The sequence below is a fragment of the Undibacterium sp. RuRC25W genome (genome assembly GCF_049339825.1).
GTDB lineage: Bacteria > Pseudomonadota > Gammaproteobacteria > Burkholderiales > Burkholderiaceae_D > Undibacterium.
In genome coordinates this window covers 195,348-217,642 of the sequence record NZ_JBMPPD010000001.1, presented here as the reverse complement: position 1 = coordinate 217,642, position 22,295 = coordinate 195,348, and the positions used below count along the sequence as shown (strand labels likewise).

18 protein-coding genes and 2 tRNA genes are annotated in these 22,295 nt (G+C 46.3%); 16 read left to right on the top strand and 4 right to left on the bottom strand.

Annotated features, from left to right (window positions below):
* Window positions 1-86 precede the first annotated feature (86 nt).
* Both ACO0KV_RS00975 and ACO0KV_RS00970 read left to right on the top strand, forming a co-directional pair.
* The gene (locus tag ACO0KV_RS00975; protein WP_423038991.1) at window positions 87-455 is read left to right on the top strand and encodes a nuclear transport factor 2 family protein; all 369 of its coding nucleotides are present in this window, start codon (window positions 87-89) and stop codon (window positions 453-455) included.
* Between the two features lie 120 nt (window positions 456-575).
* Window positions 576-1,034 (top strand): GNAT family N-acetyltransferase, encoded by a 459-nt coding sequence (locus ACO0KV_RS00970; RefSeq protein WP_423038989.1) that lies wholly within the window; start codon window positions 576-578, stop codon window positions 1,032-1,034.
* A 179-nt stretch (window positions 1,035-1,213) separates the two neighbouring features.
* On the opposite strand, the gene ACO0KV_RS00965 is transcribed toward ACO0KV_RS00970, so the two are convergent.
* The gene (locus ACO0KV_RS00965) at window positions 1,214-2,233 is read right to left on the bottom strand and encodes a LacI family DNA-binding transcriptional regulator (protein WP_423038987.1); all 1,020 of its coding nucleotides are present in this window, start codon (window positions 2,231-2,233) and stop codon (window positions 1,214-1,216) included.
* A gap of 338 nt (window positions 2,234-2,571) precedes the next feature.
* Here ACO0KV_RS00965 and ACO0KV_RS00960 point away from each other — a divergent pair, with 338 nt between their 5' ends.
* Window positions 2,572-3,915 carry a GH1 family beta-glucosidase gene (locus ACO0KV_RS00960; protein WP_423038985.1) on the top strand — a complete coding sequence of 448 codons (1,344 nt, stop codon included), beginning with the start codon at window positions 2,572-2,574 and terminating at the stop codon, window positions 3,913-3,915.
* A 470-nt stretch (window positions 3,916-4,385) separates the two neighbouring features.
* On the opposite strand, the gene ACO0KV_RS00955 is transcribed toward ACO0KV_RS00960, so the two are convergent.
* Window positions 4,386-6,803 carry a TonB-dependent receptor gene (locus ACO0KV_RS00955; protein WP_423038983.1) on the bottom strand — a complete coding sequence of 806 codons (2,418 nt, stop codon included), beginning with the start codon at window positions 6,801-6,803 and terminating at the stop codon, window positions 4,386-4,388.
* A gap of 226 nt (window positions 6,804-7,029) precedes the next feature.
* Between ACO0KV_RS00955 and ACO0KV_RS00950 the strand changes: the two genes are divergently transcribed.
* The 5 genes from ACO0KV_RS00950 to ACO0KV_RS00930 all read left to right on the top strand — a co-directional run bounded on the left by ACO0KV_RS00950 (window position 7,030) and on the right by ACO0KV_RS00930 (window position 12,526).
* Window positions 7,030-8,565 (top strand): tryptophan halogenase family protein, encoded by a 1,536-nt coding sequence (locus ACO0KV_RS00950; RefSeq protein ID WP_423038981.1) that lies wholly within the window; start codon window positions 7,030-7,032, stop codon window positions 8,563-8,565.
* 282 nt (window positions 8,566-8,847) lie between these two features.
* The gene (locus ACO0KV_RS00945) at window positions 8,848-10,176 is read left to right on the top strand and encodes an MFS transporter (RefSeq protein ID WP_423038979.1); all 1,329 of its coding nucleotides are present in this window, start codon (window positions 8,848-8,850) and stop codon (window positions 10,174-10,176) included.
* Between the two features lie 333 nt (window positions 10,177-10,509).
* Window positions 10,510-10,773 carry a hypothetical protein gene (locus ACO0KV_RS00940; protein ID WP_423038978.1) on the top strand — a complete coding sequence of 88 codons (264 nt, stop codon included), beginning with the start codon at window positions 10,510-10,512 and terminating at the stop codon, window positions 10,771-10,773.
* Window positions 10,770-11,651: a sensor histidine kinase gene (locus ACO0KV_RS00935; RefSeq protein ID WP_423038976.1), complete on the top strand. Its 882-nt coding sequence runs from the start codon at window positions 10,770-10,772 to the stop codon at window positions 11,649-11,651. Before ACO0KV_RS00940 ends, ACO0KV_RS00935 begins: the two co-directional genes overlap by 4 nt.
* A gap of 11 nt (window positions 11,652-11,662) precedes the next feature.
* On the top strand, window positions 11,663-12,526 hold the full coding sequence (locus tag ACO0KV_RS00930; RefSeq protein WP_423038974.1) for a LytR/AlgR family response regulator transcription factor: 864 nt from the start codon (window positions 11,663-11,665) through the stop codon (window positions 12,524-12,526).
* A 40-nt stretch (window positions 12,527-12,566) separates the two neighbouring features.
* On the opposite strand, the gene nadB is transcribed toward ACO0KV_RS00930, so the two are convergent.
* On the bottom strand, window positions 12,567-14,177 hold the full coding sequence (nadB, locus tag ACO0KV_RS00925; protein WP_423038972.1) for an L-aspartate oxidase: 1,611 nt from the start codon (window positions 14,175-14,177) through the stop codon (window positions 12,567-12,569).
* Between the two features lie 104 nt (window positions 14,178-14,281).
* Window positions 14,282-15,499 carry a formate-dependent phosphoribosylglycinamide formyltransferase gene (gene purT, locus ACO0KV_RS00920; RefSeq protein WP_423038970.1) on the bottom strand — a complete coding sequence of 406 codons (1,218 nt, stop codon included), beginning with the start codon at window positions 15,497-15,499 and terminating at the stop codon, window positions 14,282-14,284.
* Window positions 15,500-15,822: 323 nt separating this feature from the next.
* On the opposite strand from purT, the gene ACO0KV_RS00915 reads away from it, so the two are divergent.
* The 8 genes from ACO0KV_RS00915 (at window position 15,823) to ccoP (ending at window position 22,288) form a co-directional block, all read left to right on the top strand.
* Window positions 15,823-16,095: an HU family DNA-binding protein gene (locus tag ACO0KV_RS00915; protein ID WP_162018311.1), complete on the top strand. Its 273-nt coding sequence runs from the start codon at window positions 15,823-15,825 to the stop codon at window positions 16,093-16,095.
* 48 nt (window positions 16,096-16,143) lie between these two features.
* A tRNA-Val gene (locus ACO0KV_RS00910) sits at window positions 16,144-16,219 on the top strand.
* Between the two features lie 23 nt (window positions 16,220-16,242).
* A tRNA-Asp gene (locus tag ACO0KV_RS00905) sits at window positions 16,243-16,319 on the top strand.
* A 561-nt stretch (window positions 16,320-16,880) separates the two neighbouring features.
* Window positions 16,881-18,803: a SurA N-terminal domain-containing protein gene (locus ACO0KV_RS00900; RefSeq protein WP_423038968.1), complete on the top strand. Its 1,923-nt coding sequence runs from the start codon at window positions 16,881-16,883 to the stop codon at window positions 18,801-18,803.
* Between the two features lie 185 nt (window positions 18,804-18,988).
* Window positions 18,989-20,428: a cytochrome-c oxidase, cbb3-type subunit I gene (gene ccoN / locus ACO0KV_RS00895; RefSeq protein ID WP_423038966.1), complete on the top strand. Its 1,440-nt coding sequence runs from the start codon at window positions 18,989-18,991 to the stop codon at window positions 20,426-20,428.
* Between the two features lie 40 nt (window positions 20,429-20,468).
* Entirely contained in the window at window positions 20,469-21,086 is a 618-nt protein-coding gene (ccoO, locus tag ACO0KV_RS00890) for a cytochrome-c oxidase, cbb3-type subunit II (RefSeq protein WP_423038964.1), read from the top strand.
* A 45-nt stretch (window positions 21,087-21,131) separates the two neighbouring features.
* Entirely contained in the window at window positions 21,132-21,278 is a 147-nt protein-coding gene (locus ACO0KV_RS00885; protein WP_186914101.1) for a cbb3-type cytochrome oxidase subunit 3, read from the top strand.
* A 2-nt stretch (window positions 21,279-21,280) separates the two neighbouring features.
* Entirely contained in the window at window positions 21,281-22,288 is a 1,008-nt protein-coding gene (gene ccoP, locus ACO0KV_RS00880; protein ID WP_423038963.1) for a cytochrome-c oxidase, cbb3-type subunit III, read from the top strand.
* The last annotated feature ends 7 nt before the right edge of the window (window positions 22,289-22,295 follow it).

The window sequence follows — 22,295 nt, the reverse complement described above, 5'->3', positions numbered from 1 at the left end:
TTGATGTGAGTTTCCAGATTAAATAGCTGGACTACAAACAAATTAAATAGCATCGTTCCCTCAAAATTTGACGCTGGAGATGACTCATGCCTCATGAAACACCAATCGATCTAGTGCAACGCCAGCTTGACGCTTACAACGCAAGAGATATCCATGCCTGGCTTAACACTTATGCGAAAGATGCGACACAGTTCATACTGCATGGTCAAGTTCTAGCCAAAGGCCATCATGAAATCCGCGCCCGTATGCATTCACGGTTTTCCGAGCCCGACCTCCATGCCGCACTCCTCAGTCGTACATCTATGGCAAATATCGTTGTTGACAATGAAATCATCACGCGCAATTTTCCGGAGGGACGTGGAACCATCGAAATGCTATGCGTCTACGAAATCGTTGATGGTCTGATTCAAAAGGCCTCATTTGCTTCCGGCCCGATCATGCTGGATGCTGTTTGATTCTGGATTGACAGTGAATAAACTTGGTGAGTTTCTAGCGTTGACATCCACTACCTGACGGTGACTCGGTTGCCATGTATATTTAGTACTCGTTAAAAATGTAATTTCAACGGATATGCCATGATGACTATTGTTATAGATGATCTTACTTGTCCAGATATTCATGAATTACTCCATGAACATTTGCGGCATATGTATGAGCTATCTCCGCCAGAATGTGTGTACGCTCTCGACCTAGAAAAACTCCGAAAACCGGAGATTACGTTCTGGACTATCTGGGATGGTTCACTTTTGCTAGGCTGCGGCGCGATCAAGGAACTGAATAAACACCACGGTGAAGTCAAGTCTATGCGTACTCCAGCAGCACTGCGGGGTAAAGGTGCTGGACGAACAATCTTAAACCATCTGATTGATGTTGCGCGATCAAGGTCCTATCAACAATTAAGCCTTGAGACCGGAACACATACTGCATTCCGCCCAGCGCATAGGCTCTACGAAAGTGTCGGTTTCAATTATTGTGGACCGTTCGGAGATTACGTTGAAGATCCCCACAGTGTATTTATGACCATGCACCTTTAATGCCCTTGTAGAAAAGCGGTGTATGTTCATCCTGCGTTTAATTGCAGAAAAGTGACGATGTTGGAATTCTCAGTAACGTTAAATCCAGCCGCAGCGCAACGTGAATTGGTACGACTGATTTACGGCCAGAGAATGCATTCCAAAAACATCGCCAAATTTCAGAGTAAGACAGATATTAACTAACGAAGTCGTCTGGTTGTTTCTCTCACGACTAAATCTAATGGTGGCAGGGTGATATCTGTCGGTTTGCCGTTAATGATGTTAATGAGCGTCGTGGCGGCCGCTTGTCCCATCTCATAAAGAGGCTGGCGGACGGTTGTTAGTGGAGGGGTTGTATATAAAGAATTAGGTAGGTCATCGAAGCCAATGACTGAAATATCATCAGGCACGCGAACCCCCTTGCGATACAAGCTCAACCGGGCGCCGTAGGCGGTTTGGTCGTTGACCGCAAAGACGGCACTAAATTTCTGCTGACTTTCGAATAGCCTGTTGATGGCTAATAAGCCGCTTGCTTCGTGTAGGTCGCCTTCGATGATGAGTTTTTCTTCAAAGGGTAAATTTGCCTCCTCTAGAGCCCGACAATAGCCAGATAGGCGCTCATTGGCATCAGGATTATTTTTTGGCCCAGCAATAAAGGCAATATGCCGGTGGCCTAATTCAATCAAATGGCGCATCGCAAGGATGGCGCCAAATTCATTATCTATCTTGACGCTTTTGACGGTGTTACTCGATACATTTCGGCCAGTGGCGACAATCGGGCGTTGCTCAGAAAAACGCACTACGTCTTCATCGGCGATGTGTCCAGACAATAAAATTAACCCATCAATTTTACGGGCGATCAACAGCCTGATCCGATCAGCCTCTTCTTGCGCATTCCAGTGGCCACTGACGATCACGGACGCGTATTGTTGAGCGTTTAATACATCATCCACCCCACGCAATGCCTCCGAGAAGAAAGGGCTGGCGATATCCTGGACGACGATACCTATCGTCATCGATTTGCCACTTTTGAGACTTTGCGCAAGTTGGTTTGGCTCAAACTTTAATTCGGCTATAGCAGCCTCGACTGCCTGACGCTTGATGTCTGAGACTTTGGCCGTACTATTTAAAATTCGGGAAACGGTGCTCGGCGATACGCCAGATATACGTGCCACATCCAGTAACGTCACTGGTGAATTAATTTTTACTTTGTCGATCACTACGTACCTTTTTGAACGAATGAGAAGTGAATTTTGAAAAGCTTTTCAAATAAGGAGTGTCATACATTTTTTCTTATTTATTGCCTCATCTTATCTACAAGTTATACCTATTCGGGCCGAAAATATCAATCTAATCAATGCATATCTTTAGATAAAAGAGAAAAAATGCTGCATTTTCAGTTTTTGTATCGTTGACAGTAGCATTGCTGAGTGTTAAATTCTGGACTCTTGAAAACGTTTTCATAAACAACAATGAGACAAGAGAGAGCTAATTCTCAAGGGAGGAATTTTGATCTTGTTCATGAGGGTGCCGCTAGGTCTTACTGATGATAAATAACATGCCAACTACAAACTCTACGCTTGATTTTCCCCCATCTTTTCATTGGGGCGTTGCAACCAGCGCATTTCAGATAGAAGGCGCTGCGTCAGAAGATGGTCGAGGTCCATCGATCTGGGATACGTTCTGCCGTCAGTCCGGCACAATTAAGGATCAAAGTACGGGTGATGTTGCGTGCGACCACTATCATCGTTATGTCAGTGATGTGGACTTGATTGCATCGCTAAACGTTGATAGTTATCGTTTTTCGATTTCATGGTCACGCGTTCAACCGAAAGGGTATGGGGCGTGGAATGAAGCTGGATTTAATTTCTATTCCAATCTTATTGAACGTTTGGCAGAAAAAAATATTCTTGCTCACGTTACTTTATATCATTGGGACTTACCTCAAGGATTGCAGGATCTCGGCGGGTGGTTAAGTCGCGAAACACCACAACGATTTGCTGAATATGCAGCTGAGGTTGCGCGACGCTTTGGCTCGCGTGTGGCGTCTATTGCGACCCATAATGAACCATGGTGTACGGCGAATCTTGGTTATGGTAACGCGCAGTTTGCACCTGGGGTCGCCGATACTGCTTTATCGATACAAGTGTCACATCACTTACTGTTATCTCACGGCTTAGCAATCAAGGCCATGCGTCAAGTGACTGGTGATGCAGGCCCTCAATATGGCATCGTGCTCAATCAATGGCCTGCGGATGCTGCCACTGATACTCCACAGGATGAGGCAGAGGCGCAATGGGAGTATGCCCGTTCTGTTGAGTGGTTTATGGATCCAATTTTTAAGGGATATTATCCTCAGCGGGCCCTTGATCGAATGGACATGAGCCGTTTCCATGTGATGGATGGGGATATGGAGTTGATCCATCAACCCATCGATTTTCTTGGCGTAAATTACTATACCCGCGCCTTTGTTAGTGCTGAAAAGCCCCCTAAAGAACCTCCTGGTAAGCTTGGTTTTACTGACATGGGGTGGGAAATCTACCCTGAAGGATTAACGGCATTGTTGATCGGGCTTAAGCATGCCTACCCGAATCTGCCACCGATATACATCACAGAAAACGGCATGGCTGCTGCGGATAAAATAACGGACGGTGTTATCGAAGACCGTGCACGGATTGACTACGTGTATTTACATTTAAAAGCACTTCAGGCGGCCATGGAGCAGGGGGTCGATGTACGTGGCTATTTTTACTGGAGCTTGATGGATAATTTTGAATGGAACTCTGGTTATGATAAGCGATTCGGGTTGTTATATGTCGACTATGCTAGCCAGGAGAGGACACTCAAGGATAGTGCGCATTGGTATCGTGAAATGATTCAAACGCAGCGTCACGGGGAGTAGGTGGCTAGTAAGGCCAATGAGGTATGTAGTTCGCTATGACAGAACCACCTCGAATGACAAAGAGCCAGCTTTTGCTGGCTCTTTGCTTTGCTTGTTTAAGCTCATTGAGGTCATGGAGATGGCAGTCGACGGTTAAAGACATCTTGGCAGCTACGCTGAAAACTACATCGAATGCAGCTGCTTAAAATGCAGCGTGCTCGTGGGGAATTGATCGTATGTGCATAGCAGCGATGGAGGATAAATCGTGGCTATAAAATTTGAATACCATTGAGATCAAAAAAACACCGGAGATGCGTTTGATGGTCGCAGAGTTGTCGTTAGTTACGTCGTTAGTTACGTCGCTAATTACGTTGGCTAACCATCAATGTCCGAATAAAAAAAACCTCCCGTTGCATAAGCAAGGGAGGTAAAGACGGGTAAACTTTTCACCCTGGTATAGGGTGCAATGAACAATTGATGCAGATTGCGGCTTAGAAATCTATGCCAGCATTAAAGCCGAACGTGCGTTGTGGCAGATATTGTGCTTGCCATGTATTAAAACCATTGAGTGCGCTGGTTTTGATATTGTTGTTACTCACGTTGCGTACGAAGCCATCAATATAAAAATTATTGCGCGCGTAACGTAATCCAATATCAGTGCGTGCGTAGGCTGCTTGTTTATCCGGCGCGCCGAAATAGTCGCTGAATACACTCAGGCCACTCTCAGATTCATAATGAACACTAATGCGTGGGGTTAAGGTCGCATCTCTTGCCAGATGCAGCGTATGTTGGTATTGGACTTGCAGTTGTACTTTTGGTGTGTGTGGCATCGTATAACCAGTGACGTCGACACAAGTACTGATAGTCGGATCGGCAACGCACTTCGGCAAAGAATAGTCATTGGAGCCAGCAATCAATTTACCCAACGTTGCTTTTGGCGTGTAGGCAAGTGAAAGCTGTACTCTGTCATCTTTGCTCAACTTGGCAGCAATTTCCGTTTCAAAGCCAGCAATTTTGGCGCCTTCGGCATTGCTTGTGGCAAGCGTGTGAGAGCCATCAGGATTGGTTACTGGAGCACTGAATTGATATCCCTTGAAATTTTCGAAGAACAATGCATTGTTGATTTTAACGGTACCATTAAACAGCGTGTGTTTGCTGCCGATTTCATAGTTGTAAAGGGTCTCTGGATTGTAAGTCCGTCCACCGTCTTGCAATCCGCCTGATTTATACCCTGTCGAGTAGCTCGCATAGATCATGTTATTTTGATCGAGGTCGTAACTCACGCGAGCTAAACCGGTCATTTTGTTGCCACTGTATGAGCCGGTATTGGAAGGAACACTTGGGCTATAACCTTGACCAGGTACAGTAGGGTTAATATTGGCGCTCAGCGGAACTTGTGGAACAGTTGCGTCGTAATTCCAAGTATAGCCATTCCCACCCACGTTGGTGCGTTTGTCGCTCGTGTAGCGCAGTCCACCTGTGAGGTGAAGTTGATCATTCACATTCCAGGTGGATTGACCGAAAGCGGCTGTTGATTCGACTGTTTCTTTTGGTTGGATGAAAGAGCCTTGCCAGCCAACGCTTCCTTGCTGTGTTCCATTCATAATCGGAATATCAAAGCGGATATCGTTGGTTTCTGCGCCGTAATAAAGTCCTAGCAGCCAGTCTACATTGCGCTTACCAGTCGATTGTAATTCAACTTCATGACTGTAGTTGGTGTAATTAGATGAAACCGTATTGTTTTCTTGGTGTGTTGCGCCTGTAGTAAAGCTTGTTGGTACACTTGCGCCGCCATCTTGGTCGTAGGTCGACGAGCCGCTGAATTTTGAGTAGCCTGCGATATAGGCAAGTGACATGGAATCGTTAATCGTGAAGTCCACGCGGCTGCGTATGGAATCAGTATCACGCGTGACATAGGGCGCAGTGTCAATGAGCGCAGACCAAAGAGACTGACCGGGGCGCGGTGTCTGCATTAAATTGATATTAGGTGTGCCGCGATCCGCGTACTTTTCGTATGAAACATTCCATGTGATTGCTGATGTTGGCTTCCAGAGCATACTGATACGTGCAGCAGTTTGATCTTGCGCATCATATTTCGGGCCATTCGTGACGAATAGATTTGGATTGAGTGCTTGAAAGCCAGTCAGGCTTCCTTTGTTTGATGCAGCATACGCAGTCTGCTGACTTGCAAGAGAAATGGAGGGTAAGTTTTGATAGTCAACGTAGCCATCGTGTTGCTCATGAACAAACGCAAAACGTAATGCCATTGTGTCACTCACAGGGACATTGAATGCGCCTCGGGTTCCGATACGCTTGTAACTACCGAGTCCACCTTCAATACTGCCGGACTGTTCACCAATGACAGGCTTGGCAGTTTGCATATTCACAGCGCCAACAGTGGCATTACGCCCCCACAACGTTCCTTGAGGTCCGCGCAATACTTCAATGCCTTCCATGTCAAACAGCAGACTTGTAGCACCCTCTGGACGAGGCGAGTAAATACCATTAATAAAAGTGGCTACTTCAGGATCTGCGTATTCAGTCTTAGCGCTGTCGTTACCTACGCCGCGCATCGTCATCGTGATAACGCCGTGATCTCCCTCGGTCGTTGCAGAGAAGCCAGGCACTAAATTAACTACGTCTTGAATAGTCTGTACGTGCGCATCTTCAAGTGCCGCCGCATTAATGGCTGTGATAGCAACAGGCGTTTTTTGCAGCGATGTGGACCGCTTGGTGCCAGTCACGATAACTTCCGCCATGGTGCCATTATCGCTGGCAGCTTTTGCTTGAGATGAGGCAGTGCTTTGTTCTTGTGCATGAGCGGAATGGATACCAGCGATCAAAGTCAAAATGGCCAGCTGTATCGGTGAGCCCAGATTCTTACGGGCGTGTTGGGGGCAAACGTTCATATGTCTCCTAATTGCGTATAAGTTAGCGCCGGTATTCCGGTCATAATTTTAGTTTGAAAAGGTTTTCATTTGCGTGAAAACGTTTTCATATTACGTATCTTTTCATGAAAATGTCAAATTAAAACCATCTTGACGGGGATATTTTGCTTTATTATTGTGCCTTGTTGTGATTGCACAACCGGAAATTCAAAAAAATACGACTCAAAATAAAAATACGGAGATAAATTTGAAAACGATTTCAAATGTATTAATCGTCGGTGGAGGGACGGCCGGATGGCTAACCGCTGCCTTTCTTGCCAAGTCATTAGGTAGTTCAGCGCCGGGTTCTGTTGCTATTACGGTCGTTGAGTCACCCGAGATCGCAACAATTGGTGTTGGCGAGGGAAGTTTTCCTTCTATGCGAGGTACCTTGGCTGCCATTGGTATCGATGAGGCGACTTTCATCCGCGAATGCCAAGCTACCTTCAAGCAAGGGATTAAATTTGTTGATTGGGTTCGCCCTCCTGGTCAGTCTGGTTCGGATCACTATTTTCATCCCTTTAGTATGCCAAGTCAGCGCGTTGGTGGGGTAGAGCTTTTGCCATATTGGCTGCAAGGCGTTGCTCCGGAAGGGGTGCCATTCGCCTCGGCGGTGACGATGCAAAAGCTGATTGCAGATCAGTGTCGCGCGCCAAAGCGTGAAAATGATCAGGATTTTCTTGGGCCAATGAATTATGCCTACCATTTTGATGCCGGCTTGTTCGCGCAACTCCTTGAACGCCATGCTAAGACACTCGGTGTTGGGCATAAAAAAGCGACGATTACAGACGTGTTGTTGACAGAGGATGGTGCAATTTCTGCATTGCACACAAGTGAGGGAGTGTCGCTGTGTGCAGATTTATATATTGACTGCAGTGGGTTTCATGCCGCCCTGATTGGCCGCGCACTTGGTTCAAGCTTTAAATCTGTCGACGATGTGTTGTTTGTCGATCGCGCTGTGGCGATGCAGGTGCCTTACTCATCCTCTGATAGTGAGATTCCCTCCTATACCATTTCTACAGCACAGACTGCTGGTTGGATATGGGATATCGGTTTGCAGCAACGGCGTGGCATTGGTTATGTGTACTCAAGTCGCTATGAGGATGATGTGGCAGCAGAGAAGACGTTGCGTCAATACATCGGACCTGCTGCTGATGAGCAAGCTGCCCGCTTTATTAAGTTAAAGCTCGGATATCGTCCGCAGCAGTGGGTAAAAAATTGCGTCGCGGTAGGACTATCCGGCGGCTTTCTTGAGCCATTGGAAGCCTCGGGGATCGGTCTGGTGGAGACCGCTGCCTATCTGATTTCTTACCTTTTTCCGGCAGATGGTAATCAGGTACCAGTTGCTAAATTATTCAATGAATTGATGTGCCAGCGCTATGAAAGGATCGTTGATTTTATCAAAATGCACTATTGCCTGACGCAGCGTAGGGATAGTGCGTTTTGGTGTGACAACGTAGATCCTATCAGTGAAAAATTAAAAGAACAGCTTGCGATGTGGCGGTGCCGACCACCACATCGTCTGGACTTTGTCAGCGATGTTGAAATGTACCCGTGTTCAAGCTGGCAGTATGTGCTGTATGGGATGGAGTTTAAGACAAACATGCCATCTAATCCCATGGTCTGGCATCGTGGAGTAGATGCTGCAAAGGAGTTTGAGATGATTGCGATGTTGTCGCAGCGTGCTTTGCAAGATTTGCCAAAACACCGTTCGCTGATTACGCATTTATGCAAAAAGAAATGACGATGGACGCTGATATATCCATTTATTTAGCTATTCCCCTAGAATGTCATTCGATATTTTGGTCGGATGTTCAATATTATTTTTGATTTTTGAAAGCCATTTTGTCGGTTGATTGCGGTAAGTAAGTTCACGTAACGCTAAGGCTAAGGCTAAGGCAAAGCAAGCGGTCCGGAACTTCAAGGGAATACAGCCGATAAATATGAGAAATGATCGTCAATTCATGCTGGGACTTTAAAGTGCCTCAGACTGAGTTTGCAACAATAAAAAAACGAAAGCCGAGATATGCAACAGATTAAACCAACATCATCATCGCCGCTGTTATGGGTGCCAACTACCTATTTCACCATGGCATTAACTTATATGACACTCACTAGTGTCACTGCCATTATGTTTAAAAATATGGGCATGGATAATGCGCAGGCAGCACAGTATGCCAGCTATCTGATTCTTGCCTATACCATCAAGCCACTTTTTGCCCCATTTGTAGAGATGTATCGCACCAAAAAATTCTTCGTGATATGCAGTCAGATCTGCATTGGTCTAGCATTTGTTGGCGTCGCATTGGTGATGTCTTTACCTGATTATATGGGTATTTTGATGTTTCTTTTTTGGGGTATTTCGTTTCTAGGGGCGACACAAGATATCGCATCCGATGGCGTTTATGTAACGTCACTTGATGGTAAGACGCAGGCGTTGTATTGCGGGATTCAGGGGTTGAGCTGGAATATTGGCCCTATCATCGCATCGGGTGGTTTGGTGTATCTCAGTGGTAAACTTCATAGTGATTTTTTTCATCATGATCCTGCCGTATTCGGAGCGCAATGGCGTGACGCTTGGCAGGTTGTTTTTGCTATAGTTGCGGTGATCAATATTGTGATGGCTTACTGGCATCGACGTGTTATGCCTGAAGGTGCAAAGGCAAAAAATACGCCGACAGACGCTGCTGCTGCAATGCACATTATGCGGGATTCATTTGCCAGTTTCTTTCAGAAGCGTGGAATCTGGTTGATGATCGCTTTTGCTTTTTTATTCCGTTTAAGTATCGGGTTTCTGGAAAAGATTGGTCCTTTTTTTATGGTTGACCCCGTGATAAAGGGCGGACTGGGTCTAAGCAATGAATTACTTGGAATTATTTACGGTACTTACGGGCTGATCGCTGTATTGCTTGGCTCATTATTAGGCGGATGGTTTTTGGCGCGCCGCGGTTTGCAAGCAAGTTTGTTTTTATTGTGTTGTGCTGTGAATATTCCGAACGTCACGTTCTTGATAATGAGTTTGTATCAGCCAAGTAATTTGTTGGTGATTACCGCTGGCGTTGCGATCGAAAAATTTTTCTTTGGTTTTGGTTCGGTCGGATTCATGATTTATATGATGCAGCAACTCGCACCAGGCAAATATACGACAACACATTATGCGTTCGGCACTGGTTTAATGGGGCTGTGTATGTTGGTGACAGGTGTGATTAGTGGGCATCTTCAGCAATTGCTGGGGTATACCCATTATTTTATTTTTGTCATGATCTCTACTATTCCTTCATTTTTAGTCTGTTGGTACGCACCTTTTTATCAAAAAGAAGATGCCAGCGAAGAAGTAGGTGTTGCCAGTGCTTGAAATTCATAGGTCTAGACTCATTAACTCTTAATGCCATCAGACATAACCAGAACATTTTTTAAAAATCCTGAATCCTTTCAGGATTTTTTCTTTTGTAGATCAGTGTTATTGCACTTCATATTAGGTTACTGACTTAGTACCTAAGAAATCGATAAACATGGCGGTGTTGTTTCCTCCGCTCATCCACTCATCTCACCATTTACCCCTGTCAAACGACATTTAGTCGCATTCCACTCGTTTCGATCGTTTCTGAAGATTATTCTTTGTTCATGGAACTGATTTGCAAGTCGAACCCGCTGTGGTTCTCGGATGTTAACTTCAAGGAGATCGATCATGAAACAACGTAAATTGAGCGTTTTATCAGGTTATTGGACAGCATTTACTCGTCGCCTTCATGTTGCTACATGGGGAGAGGTTTGTTTAGGCTGTGTAGGCGTATTGTTTGCTGGTATGGTGTTGCATTTAGCCGCGCTTTCTAAGCTGATAGTTGCAGTATCTGTTCTGAATAAACTATTCTCCCAGCATGCCACGCAGAAAAAAGTCGTGCCAATGCTGGAATCGAATGCAGAGAATGCCACAGAGAGCGAAGTAAAATGAAAACGCAAAATGAAAACCCTGTCTTGCACTTCGTTCTGAACGTCACAGAAGCGTTGAGTGTTCTGTGGTGGAAGTTCTTTGACTGGGCAGCCGTCACTTCCTGGAAGGCGTTGGCGGCGGTCTCATTTATCCTCTTGATTATCGGTGGATTTCTTGGGCTTGGACCGATTATCGTCATTTTGGTCATGTCAGCAATCTTGATCAAAAGTGTCGCTGGTGGCAAGCGGCGGGCGGAAATGGCAGCGACTGCGGCAGTGACACGGGCTGAAGTTGAGTCGCTAGAACGTCGTTTGCTAGAGGCACAGATGGCGGCCTTGCAGGCGCAGATTGAGCCGCATTTTTTGTTCAATACACTGGCGTTGATCGGTCAGTTAATGGCAACAGATGCAAAGCGTGCCGCCGCAGTGCATGCGGATCTGATTAAATATTTACGCGCTGCTTTGCCGCAAATTCGTCAACAAGGGACCGGGCAGCTTGGTCAGCAAGTTGCATTGTCACGCGCTTATCTGAACATTATGCAGGCACGTATGCAGGAGCGTTTGCGCTACGAGCTAGATATTGAGGAAGGGCTTAATGATGCCCAGTTTCCGTCAATGATGATGCAGACTCTAGTAGAGAACGCGATTAAGCATGGCTTAGAACCAAAAATTGAGGGTGGTACGATCAAAATTGCTGCGCGACGTTGTACAGATGAGTTGTGGGTAGAAGTCATTGATAATGGCATGGGCCTAGATTTGCACGTGGCCGAGGGATTGGGATTGACGAATATTCGTGAACGTCTGCATATTTTGTACGGTAACAAAGCCAGTCTCGTCATTGAAACACCATTGGAGGGTGGGGCACAATTCCGGATTCAAATTCCTTATCTTCATTCGTAAAGAGATTAATCATGACAGATCAGATGACGGCGACAGCACTGCTTGTGGATGATGAAGCGCCAATGCGCGATTATCTTCGCTCGACCCTCGCTACCGTTTGGCCCGGTTTGCAGATTGTCGGTGAGGCGGCAAATGGCATTGCGGCGATAGAACAGGCGGATCAGTTGAAGCCAGACCTGATCTTTCTCGATATCCGTATGCCTGGCAAAAATGGGCTCGAAGCTGCATTGCAATTAACGCAGTATGCGCAGGTAGTGTTTGTGACAGCGTACAATGAATATGCCATTGAGGCGTTTGAGCGCGGTGCAGTCGACTATCTGTTAAAACCTGTTGAGCCAGAACGCCTGCAGAAGACGATGGGGCGATTGCAGCAGCGTTTGCAAGAAAGACGTGCCCGCGAAGCGCAATCAATGTCGGTTGCTTCAGCTGCTAATTTAGCGAACAACTCAGCGAACAACTCCGGGCAGCACGCTTTGCAATCGCAACAAATGAAAGAAATGCTGCAACAACTGGTGCAGCAACAAATGAAGCAAGCGCAACCTCAGCGTCAGTATTTGCGCTGGATACAAGCCAGTGTCGGAAACGCGTTACGTATGATCAGTACAAAAGAAATTCTGTTTTTTCGCTCGGACGATAAATACACGCTAGTGCAGACTGAGCAGGCAGAATACCTGATCCGTAAGTCCTTAAAAGAGTTAGAAGATGAATTGGATCCGGATGAATTCTGGCGTATTCATCGCTCGACGCTGGTACGTGTTACGGCCATCTCAGAAGTGATCCGTGATTTTAAAGGTAAGCAGATGCTTGGCTTAAAAGGGCGGAGTGATAAGCTGGAGATTAGTCGTAATCACGCGTATTTATTTCAGCAGATGTAAAAAAGGGCTGCATTGCTGTCAGCCCTTGTTGTTGGATGTTTTAGTTCTTTTTGCGCTTTGGCGATAACACCGTCGGCAATGCCTTAGGGAGGGTATCTGGGTAGTCGCGGCTATAATGCAATCCGCGACTTTCCCTGCGTCCTAGCGCGCTGTTGACAATAAGTGAAGCCACCTCAACCAGATTGCGTAATTCCAGCAAGTGATTAGTAATACGGAAGTTGGCGTAATACTCGTCGATCTCTTCTTTCAGTAAGCGTATCCGGTGTTTGGCGCGTTCCAGACGTTTAGTCGTTCGCACGATCCCGACATAATTCCACATAAAGCGGCGCAGCTCATCCCAGTTGTGGGCAATGACGACTTCTTCATCGGCATCAGACACGCGACTCTCATCCCAGTCAGGTAGCGCGAGGGGTGTTGTACGTTCCTGTTGTTCGATATGCTTTGCTGTTGCACGGCCGACGACCAAGCATTCCAATAGCGAATTGCTTGCCAATCGGTTGGCGCCGTGTAAGCCCGTATACGCCGTTTCACCAACGGCATAAAGACCTGGTAAATCTGTGCGCCCGTCGGTATCTGTTACGATGCCACCGCACGTAAAGTGGACTGCAGGAACGATAGGAATGGCTTGTTTGGTGATGTCGATACCAAATTCCAAACAACGTGCATAGATGGTCGGGAAATGCTCTTTTAAGAATTCCGGTGACTTGTGTGTGATATCAAGTTCGACGTAATCCAGACCCCGTTTTTTCATTTCAAAGTCAATGGCACGTGCTACGACGTCGCGTGGTGCAAGTTCAGCGCGTTCATCATGTGCGAGCATAAAGCGTGTTCCTGCTGCTGCACCAGCCTCTGGAGGTAAGCGTAAGATGCCGCCTTCGCCGCGCACTGCCTCGGTGATCAGGAAGGATTTTGCGTATGGGTGATAGAGGCAGGTCGGATGGAATTGAATAAACTCCATGTTGCTGACGCGGCATCCAGCGCGCCATGCCATCGCAATACCGTCGCCCGTCGCGGTGTCTGGATTGGTCGTGTATAAATAAACTTTACCGGCGCCACCAGTTGCCATCACCGTATGCTGAGCGGAAAAGGTGTCGACTTTTCCGGTTTTGACGTCTTGGACATATAAGCCAAGGCAACGCGGTGTAGGGGAGTGATCGCCTATTTTTGTTGACGTAATTACGTCAATCGCATAGTGATGCTCAAACAGCGAAATATTTGGATGATTTCGGACTTTTTGCTCTAGGGTCACTTGTACTGCGTGTCCAGTGGCATCTGCTGCGTGGATGATCCGTCGCTGGCTATGACCACCTTCGCGGGTTAAATGAAAACCGAGTTCAGCTTCGTCGTCACGTGTAAATGGTACTCCTTGCTCAATGAGCCAGTCAATTGCTTCGCGACCGTGTTCAATGATGTAACGCGTTGCCCCCTCATCGCAAAGTCCACCACCAGCAATTAAGGTGTCAGAGATATGTTGCTCATGACTGTCATGCGAGTCCAGAACCGCGGCAATACCGCCTTGAGCCCAGTTGCTTGCGCCATCGAGAAGTTCTCGTTTGGAAATGATCGCTACTTTGCGGGTTTGTGCCAGATGCAGCGCGACGGATAGTCCAGCCAGACCGCTGCCAACGATGGCGACATCAAAATTCTTCATTGTTATCTGCTTTAATTTGCTACGCGATAATGAAAACTACAGCGAAGTCAGCGCGGGAGCACTCTCTCCCCTTATTCGCTACATATTATTTTAGACCAGAAATTTTACTTGGGTGCGCTGATGATCGGTTTCACTTTTGCAGCGGCTTCTTTTGCTAAAACTCTTGCCGTATCAGTATCAGCAGCTTTTGCCAATGCAACCCCCATCCGCCGACGAGCAAATGACTCAGGTTTGCCGAATAAGCGAATGTCCGTACCCGGGGTTTGTAGGGCTTGCGCAACACCTTCGAGGGCAATGCCTTTTGCTTCGTGTTGACCATAGATAACTGCGGAGGCGGCCGGTGACAACAGGCTAACATCGACGGGTAAGCCAAGAATTGCTTTGGCATGCAGTTCAAATTCATTTTGCACTTGGCTGGACATTGTCACCATCCCTGTGTCGTGCGGTCTTGGACTGACTTCAGAGAACCAGACCATATCATTCTTAACAAACAGCTCAACACCAAAGAGACCTAGGCCACCCAGATCATCTGTAATTTTTTTGGCGATATCGCGGGCAAGGGTCAGTGCAACTGGATGCATTGCTTGTGGTTGCCACGACTCAACATAATCGCCGTGTACCTGAACGTGACCAATTGGTTCGCAAAAATGCGTTTCGATGACACCATTTTTACCAATTGCACGAACGGTCAGTTGCGTGATCTCATAATCGAAATCAATAAAACCCTCGACGATCACTCGGCCTGAATTAACGCGCCCTCCTGCGGCGGCATAGTTCCATGCTGTTTCAACGTCGGCAGCACTATCGAGTTTGGATTGGCCTTTTCCGGACGAAGACATGACAGGTTTGACGATGCATGGAAAACCGATGTGATCGCAGGCTGTACGCAGTTCTTCAAGACTGTCAGCGAAGCGGTAAGGTGATGTTGCTAATCCCAGTGTTTCTGCGGCGAGTCGGCGTATGCCTTCGCGATTCATTGTCAGCCATGCTGCGCGTGCCGTTGGAATAACACGGACTTTGCCGGCGTTTTCTAATTCGATCAGCATTGGTGTAGCGATGGCTTCAATTTCTGGCACGACTAAGTCAGGCTGCTCTTTCTCGATTAATGCAGCTAGTGCAGCGCCATCTGTCATGTCGATGACATAAGCACGATGCGCTACCTGATGACCGGGCGCATTCTCGTAGCGATCAACGGCAATGACTTCGATGCCTAGACGTTGCAAGGAAATAATTACTTCTTTTCCTAGCTCACCAGACCCAAGTAGCATCACTTTAGTCGCGGAAGGTGAGAGTGGGGTGCCTAGCTGAGTCATCGTTTTCATAGGTATCATCTGATTGTTGATTGATGGAAGTTGCATCGCAAAAAAAAACAGTGGGAATAAAATGCCAGACTTTGTTTTTGCTAGTAACGTGTGTGCCAGCAGTGGCTTTCCATCTTCGTGGTTGCGAATAAAAGATGAAATTATACTGAGTAAATCAAAAATTATTCTGGAGTTTGCATTGAATCGATGCAAACAGCTTGACACAAGGGTTTGCGGCTTGTTTTAATACGAGACGCAGACTTACTGCTTGCCGTGATTGGCGGCAGGTCATTAAACAATCGAACACATCGTCGCGAATTCAAATTTTTGTGAGGGAGCTTTAAGTGAATAAAACTGAGTTGATCGATCATATAGCGAAAACAGCGGATATTTCTAAAGCGGCCTCGTCCCGCGCCCTGGACGCTTTGATCGGTGCTGTAAAAACAACCCTGAAGAAAAACGGTACGGTAACTTTGGTCGGTTTTGGCACCTTTTCTGTTGGCAAACGTGCTGCAAGAACTGGCCGTAATCCACGTACCGGTGAAGCAATTAAAATTAAATCTGCTAAGGTTCCTAAATTTAAACCTGGCAAAGCGTTGAAAGATGCTGTAAACTAATGCTCTTTCGCGCTGCGGTGACTAGCGGCGCGGGTTTGATATAGGTGCGGGCGCTTAGCTCAGTTGGTAGAGCGGAGCCCTTACAAGGCTTAGGTCGGGAGTTCGAGCCTCTCAGCGCCCACCAGATATTAAACAAAGTTGTAAATAGGAGTGGTAGTTCAGTTGGTTAGAATACCGGCCTGTCACGCCGGGGGTCGCGGGTTCGAGCCCCGTCCGCTCCGCCAGATCAATAAAAAACGAGTTGCGTAAGCGATTCGTTTTTTTTCGTCTGTCGAATATGCTTGCTGCTGCATTATTTAGATCCATGTTTTCTCTTTGTTAATAAAATACTTGAATCTGAATGTTGTTAGGTGGAAAATCCTCTTTGGGGCGTCATTTTGTGAGAATGGCAATTTAGTCAATAATTAGTGGTACTTGTACTTTATTTTAGTTTGCGTTTTGCTTGGTTTGATGGAGAGCGATCTTACTGTCGCGATGCTTTGACGCTAGGTCTGATGAAATTTGGCAATTCCTTTTTAATATTGTTGACTACGAGTAGAACTATGATTAAAAGACTGTTAAAATCTTTGTTCGTTTAGTATTGGTAGCAGATCGAATAATTTTTTTATTAATATCTGTTTGCTTTTTTTAAGTGGTGTTGCTAAGTCCTTGATTATATTGGGGGAGAGCTGACTTTTTACGATCCCGTCGGCTCCACCAGAAAATCGAGAAGGCGAACGAAAGTTCGCCTTTTTTTGTATTCGCAATTTTGAGATTGTTACTCTTAGTCCTACGATCGGTTGAACATGTTTGAATATATTCGTACCCATCAGCGTTTAATGCAATTTTTATTGTTGCTGATTATTTTTCCTTCGTTCGCTTTCTTTGGTATTGAAAGCTACACCAGATCGCAAGCTGCGGCTGGTGCTGCGGTCGCGACGGTGGCTGGTCAGCAGGTCATGCAAGCTGAGCTGGATGCGGCATTGCGCGATCAGTTGGATAAATTCCGCCAGTCATACGGCGCACAATTTGATCCAAAGTTGATGAACACCCCTGAAGTAAAGCAAAACGTTCTTGATGAATTGATTGCGAGAAAAGCTGTTGCAGCCGAAGTGAAGAGCGGCAAATTGCTGATCACAGATCAGATTTTGCAGCAAGCAATTTTGGCAACGCCAGGCTTGGTGAGAGCGGATGGTACTTTTGATTCTGATAAGTACAAATCGATTCTGGCATCGCGTGGTATGTCACCAGCAATGTATGAGCAAAGTTTGCGTCAGGATATGGCGTTGGAACAGTTGATTAATGCGGTGCAAAATACCAGCATTGTTCCTAAGACCGTGACTGCACGTGTTGCGTTGATTGGTGAGCAAGAGCGTGAAGTGCAGGCGTTGACATTTAAGTCCGCTGACTATACTTCTCAGGTTAAAGTAACTGACGACATGGTTAAAGCGTACTATGACAAAAACGCAGCGCAGTTCGAAATTCCTGAAATGATCAAGGCAGAGTATGTCGTATTGAGTAACGATGTGTTGGCCGATCAGGTAACCGCAACAGACGCAGAAATTCAGGAATTTTACAAATCGAATACAAAAGCCTACAGCGTTGATGAACAACGCCGTGCGAGCCATATTCTGATTGCTGTATCTAAAGATGCGAGTGCTGCAGACAAGGCCAAAGCAAAGGCCAAAGCAGATAGCCTGTTAGCTGAAGTGCGTAAAAACCCGTCAGTATTTGCAAAATTAGCAAAAGAAAATTCACAAGATCCTGTTTCTGCTGAACGCGGTGGTGATCTCGATTTCTTTGGTAAGGGTGCAATGGTAAAACCATTTGAAGACGCTGCATTTAAACTCGCTAAAGGTCAAATTAGTGATGTCGTGCAGTCTGATTTTGGTTTTCATATCATTGAAGTGACGGATATTAAGGCAGCGGTTGTCAAGCCATTGGATGAAGTTAAAGCGCAAATCGCAGCAGACATCAAAAAGCAAAAAGCCTCCAAAGCCTATGGCGAAGCAGCAGAAACGTTCGGTAACTTGGTCTACGAACAGTCTGATAGTCTGAAATCTGTAGCAGATAAACTGAAATTAAAAATTGACACTGCGGATCAATTGACTCGCCAAGGCAATCCAGCTGCACCAGCAACGAACCTGACGAACAATCCGAAGTTTCTCAAAGCGATCTTCTCGGATGATGTTGTGAAGAAAAAACACAACACGGAAGCAATCGAAGTGGCACCAAACACCATGATCGCTGGTCGCATTGCGCAATACAAGCCAGCAAGTAAGCGCCCACTGGAAGAGGTTAAAGCCACAATAGTTGCTCGTCTGACGCAGACTGAGGCTGAAAATTTGGCAGAAAAAGAAGGTAAAGCGAAGCTTGCAGCTTTGAAACTGGCTGATACGACAGCAGGTTTCTCAGATGTGAAGGTGGTATCACGCGCTAAACAGCAAGACGTACCTTCCCAAGCTGTGGGTCAGATTATGAAAGCAGATGCACAGAAATTGCCAGCTTTTGTTGGCGTCTCTTTGGGTAATGCAGGTTACGCGATTTATCGTATCTCTAAAGTAAATGCCGGTACACCAGATCCTGCAAAACGTGCTTCTGAAGGTGCGCAAGTGGCCAATTTGCAATCTCAGCAAGAGTTGCTTACTTATATCGAATTGCTGAAGAAAAAGGCAAAAGTAAGCATCAATAAAGCTGCTTTGGAAGCACCAACGCAGCCAGTGCAATAAGCGAAAAAAAAACATCTTAAAAAGCGGTGCCGATATGGCACCGCTTTTTTTTTACCTAATGTGTTGTCATCACACCTTGCTTTGGCCGAAGGTTACTTAGATTTTTGCAATATTTGATGTGTATCAATGTAGCAGAGGAGGTCGGTTGTTATTCTGGCAGTGTATTTTTACAACAGAGTGAGATCATGACGATAACTAAAGAAAACACATACAACTATCGGGTTGTACGCCAATTTTCAGTCATGGCTGTGGTTTGGGGAATAGTCGGCATGCTGGTAGGCGTGGTGATTGCGACTCAACTGGCCTGGCCTGAATTTTTAACGGGAATTCCCTGGCTCAGCTATGGGCGCTTGCGACCGCTTCACACCAATGCGGTGATTTTTGCGTTTGGCGGTTGTGCATTGATGGCAACGTCCTATTACGTAGTTCAACGGACGTCCAATGTACGTTTGTTTTCTGACGGACTTGCAGAATTTACTTTCTGGGGCTGGCAACTGGTGATTGTTGCTGCTGCTATTACTTTGCCATTGGGTTATACCCAAGGTAAAGAATATGCCGAATTGGAATGGCCGATTGATATCTTAATCGCCGTAGTTTGGGTAGCGTATGCCATTGTGTTTTTTGGAACCTTGGTCAAGCGTAAGGTGGAGCATATCTACGTTGCGAACTGGTTCTATGGCGCTTTCATTATTGCGGTTGCGATTCTCCATATCGTCAACAGTGCAGCGATTCCTGTATCGCTGTTGAAATCTTATTCAGCCTATTCGGGTGTACAAGATGCGATGGTGCAATGGTGGTACGGGCACAATGCGGTCGGCTTTTTCCTGACTGCGGGTTTCCTTGGCATGATGTATTACTTCATTCCTAAGCAAATCGAACGTCCGGTTTATTCTTATCGTTTATCTATCGTCCACTTCTGGGCATTGATTTTCACATACATGTGGGCGGGTCCGCATCACTTGCACTACACAGCGTTGCCTGATTGGGCGCAGTCTATCGGTATGGTGTTCTCGCTGATCCTGTTGGCGCCGTCTTGGGGTGGTATGGTCAACGGCATTATGACTTTGTCTGGTGCGTGGAGTAAGTTGCGTTCTGATCCAATTCTGCGTTTCCTTATCGTGTCTTTATCGTTTTACGGTATGTCGACATTTGAAGGACCTATGATGGCGATCAAAACAGTGAACGCTTTGTCTCACTATACTGACTGGACTATTGGTCACGTGCATTCAGGCGCGTTGGGATGGGTTGGCTTTATTTCCATCGGTAGTTTGTATTACTTGATTCCACGTTTGTTTGGTCAAACACAAATGTACAGTAAGCGTTTAATTGAAGTGCATTTTTGGGTTGCAACGATCGGTGTTGTGTTGTACATCGCTTCTATGTGGATTGCCGGCGTTATGCAAGGTTTGATGTGGCGTGCAGTGAATGAAGACGGTACCTTAACTTATACCTTCGTTGAAACTGTCAAAGCGACTTTCCCTTACTACGTGATTCGTTTGACTGGTGGTGCAATGTACCTGAGTGGCATGGTGGTGATGGCCTATAACGTAGCAAAAACGTTGATGGGTGCCAAGCCAGTCAATAACGCGATTCCTGCTTTGCCTGCTGCACATGCGCACGCATAGTTAGCAGAAATAAGTCAGAGAAATCAAAAGGAGAAGTTTGATGCGCAATTTTACTCATGATCTGATCGAGCGTAATGTCGGCTTGATGCTGATACTGGTTATTTTGACGATCAGTGTCGGCGGTCTGGTGGAAATCGTTCCGCTGTTTTTTCAGAAAACAACCACGCAGCCAGTGCAAGGTCTGAAGCCTTACACACCATTGCAATTAGCTGGTCGCGACATCTATTTGCGCGAAGGTTGCTACGGCTGCCATTCGCAAATGATTCGCCCGTTTCGCGCTGAAACGGAACGTTATGGCCACTATTCGGTCGCTGGAGAATCTGTTTATGACCATCCATTCCAATGGGGTAGTAAACGTACTGGCCCTGACCTAGCACGTGTTGGGGGACGTTACAGCGACAACTGGCATCGTGATCACTTGACGGATCCTCGTTCAGTGGTGACCGAATCAAATATGCCTGCCTATCCGTGGTTAGGTAAAACGCAGTTGGTTCCGGCTGACATCGTACCGAAGTTGAAAGCAATGAAAACCTTGGGTGTTCCATACACCGACGAAGAAATTGCTGGTGGTCCGACTGAGCTGGAGAATAAGACTGAGCTGGATGCGTTGATCGCTTACCTGCAAGTTTTAGGAACTGCAATTAAAAACAAAAATTAAGAAAAGTGCTTCCTTGGGTTATCACTTTTTGAGAAAGGGAAAATTATGAATTTCACGATCCTGAGCAGTGTGGTGACGGTGATCAGCCTGTTTGTATTCTTAGGCATTGTCTACTGGGCGTTTAGCTCCGGTAACAAGGAGCGTTTCGAGAAAATGGCTCGGTTGCCAATTGAAAATGAGGATGGGAAATAGTCATGGCTGATTTCTTTAATGAATGGTGGGGAATAGGGATTTCCATCGTTGTCGCCATAAGTATGGCTGCCTGCGTAGTGCTGTTGTGGTCGCAATCGAAAGTTAAGGTTAAGGTTGGAACGGACGGAAAACCTTTACCTGCGGAAACCACAGGGCATGTTTGGGATGGCGATTTGATGGAGCAGAATAATCCATTGCCACAATGGTGGAAATGGATGTTCTATCTCACTGTAATCTTTGGTGTTGGGTATCTGATTGCATATCCTGGTTTTGGAGCTCGTCAGGGTTCATTGGGTTGGAGCCAGGTAGGTGAGTATGAGAAGGAAATGAAGGATGGTGAGGCGCAATACGGTCCTATCTTTAATAAATATCTCGCGATGGATATCAAAGATGTTGCCCGTGATCCACAGGCCCATGAGATCGGTCAGCGCTTGTTTCTCAATACTTGCTCTCAATGTCATGGTTCAGATGCGCAAGGCGGAAAAGGCTATCCAAATCTGACGGACAGTGACTGGTTGTATGGTGGGGATCCTAAGACTATTGAATTGACCATTACTGAAGGTCGCCATGGTCAGATGCCACCAATGGGTGCTGTTATCGGAACGGATGATGATGTACGCAATGTCGCGAACTATGTCTTAAGCCTTTCTGATTCCGCTCATGATCCGATTAAAGCGGCAATTGGTAAGCCTAAGTTCGCAGCTTGTGCCGCATGTCACGGCATGGACGGCAAAGGAAGTCAAGTGATTGGCGCGCCAAACCTGACTGATAAGATCTGGCTCTATGGTGGTGATATCAACACTATTATGGAAACGATTAATAAAGGTCGTAACAATCAAATGCCGGCGCATAAAACTATCCTGACACCAGGCAAGATTCATTTGCTGGCAGCGTATGTCTGGAGTTTGTCTAATACCGGTGCAGCAAAAGTGTCCGATGCAGATACCGCAGCATTGAAACAAATTTCTGCAGCTACGCCAGCGACTGATGTAAATGCTGTTGTGAAGTAAGTGTTTT

Excerpts from the sequence above, each read along its gene's own strand:
- ACO0KV_RS00970 (WP_423038989.1), top strand. The coding sequence starts at position 576 with ATGATGACTATTGTTATAGATGATCTTACTTGTCCAGATATTCATGAA.
- ACO0KV_RS00900 (WP_423038968.1), top strand. The coding sequence starts at position 16,881 with ATGTTTGAATATATTCGTACCCATCAGCGTTTAATGCAATTTTTATTG.
- ACO0KV_RS00975 (WP_423038991.1), top strand. The coding sequence starts at position 87 with ATGCCTCATGAAACACCAATCGATCTAGTGCAACGCCAGCTTGACGCT.
- ACO0KV_RS00940 (WP_423038978.1), top strand. The coding sequence starts at position 10,510 with ATGAAACAACGTAAATTGAGCGTTTTATCAGGTTATTGGACAGCATTT.
- nadB (WP_423038972.1), bottom strand. The coding sequence starts at position 14,177 with ATGAAGAATTTTGATGTCGCCATCGTTGGCAGCGGTCTGGCTGGACTA.
- ACO0KV_RS00960 (WP_423038985.1), top strand. The coding sequence starts at position 2,572 with ATGCCAACTACAAACTCTACGCTTGATTTTCCCCCATCTTTTCATTGG.
- ccoP (WP_423038963.1), top strand. The coding sequence starts at position 21,281 with ATGGCTGATTTCTTTAATGAATGGTGGGGAATAGGGATTTCCATCGTT.
- ccoO (WP_423038964.1), top strand. The coding sequence starts at position 20,469 with ATGCGCAATTTTACTCATGATCTGATCGAGCGTAATGTCGGCTTGATG.
- ACO0KV_RS00955 (WP_423038983.1), bottom strand. The coding sequence starts at position 6,803 with ATGAACGTTTGCCCCCAACACGCCCGTAAGAATCTGGGCTCACCGATA.
- ACO0KV_RS00935 (WP_423038976.1), top strand. The coding sequence starts at position 10,770 with ATGAAAACGCAAAATGAAAACCCTGTCTTGCACTTCGTTCTGAACGTC.
- purT (WP_423038970.1), bottom strand. The coding sequence starts at position 15,499 with ATGAAAACGATGACTCAGCTAGGCACCCCACTCTCACCTTCCGCGACT.
- ACO0KV_RS00945 (WP_423038979.1), top strand. The coding sequence starts at position 8,848 with ATGCAACAGATTAAACCAACATCATCATCGCCGCTGTTATGGGTGCCA.
- ACO0KV_RS00930 (WP_423038974.1), top strand. The coding sequence starts at position 11,663 with ATGACAGATCAGATGACGGCGACAGCACTGCTTGTGGATGATGAAGCG.
- ccoN (WP_423038966.1), top strand. The coding sequence starts at position 18,989 with ATGACGATAACTAAAGAAAACACATACAACTATCGGGTTGTACGCCAA.
- ACO0KV_RS00885 (WP_186914101.1), top strand. The coding sequence starts at position 21,132 with ATGAATTTCACGATCCTGAGCAGTGTGGTGACGGTGATCAGCCTGTTT.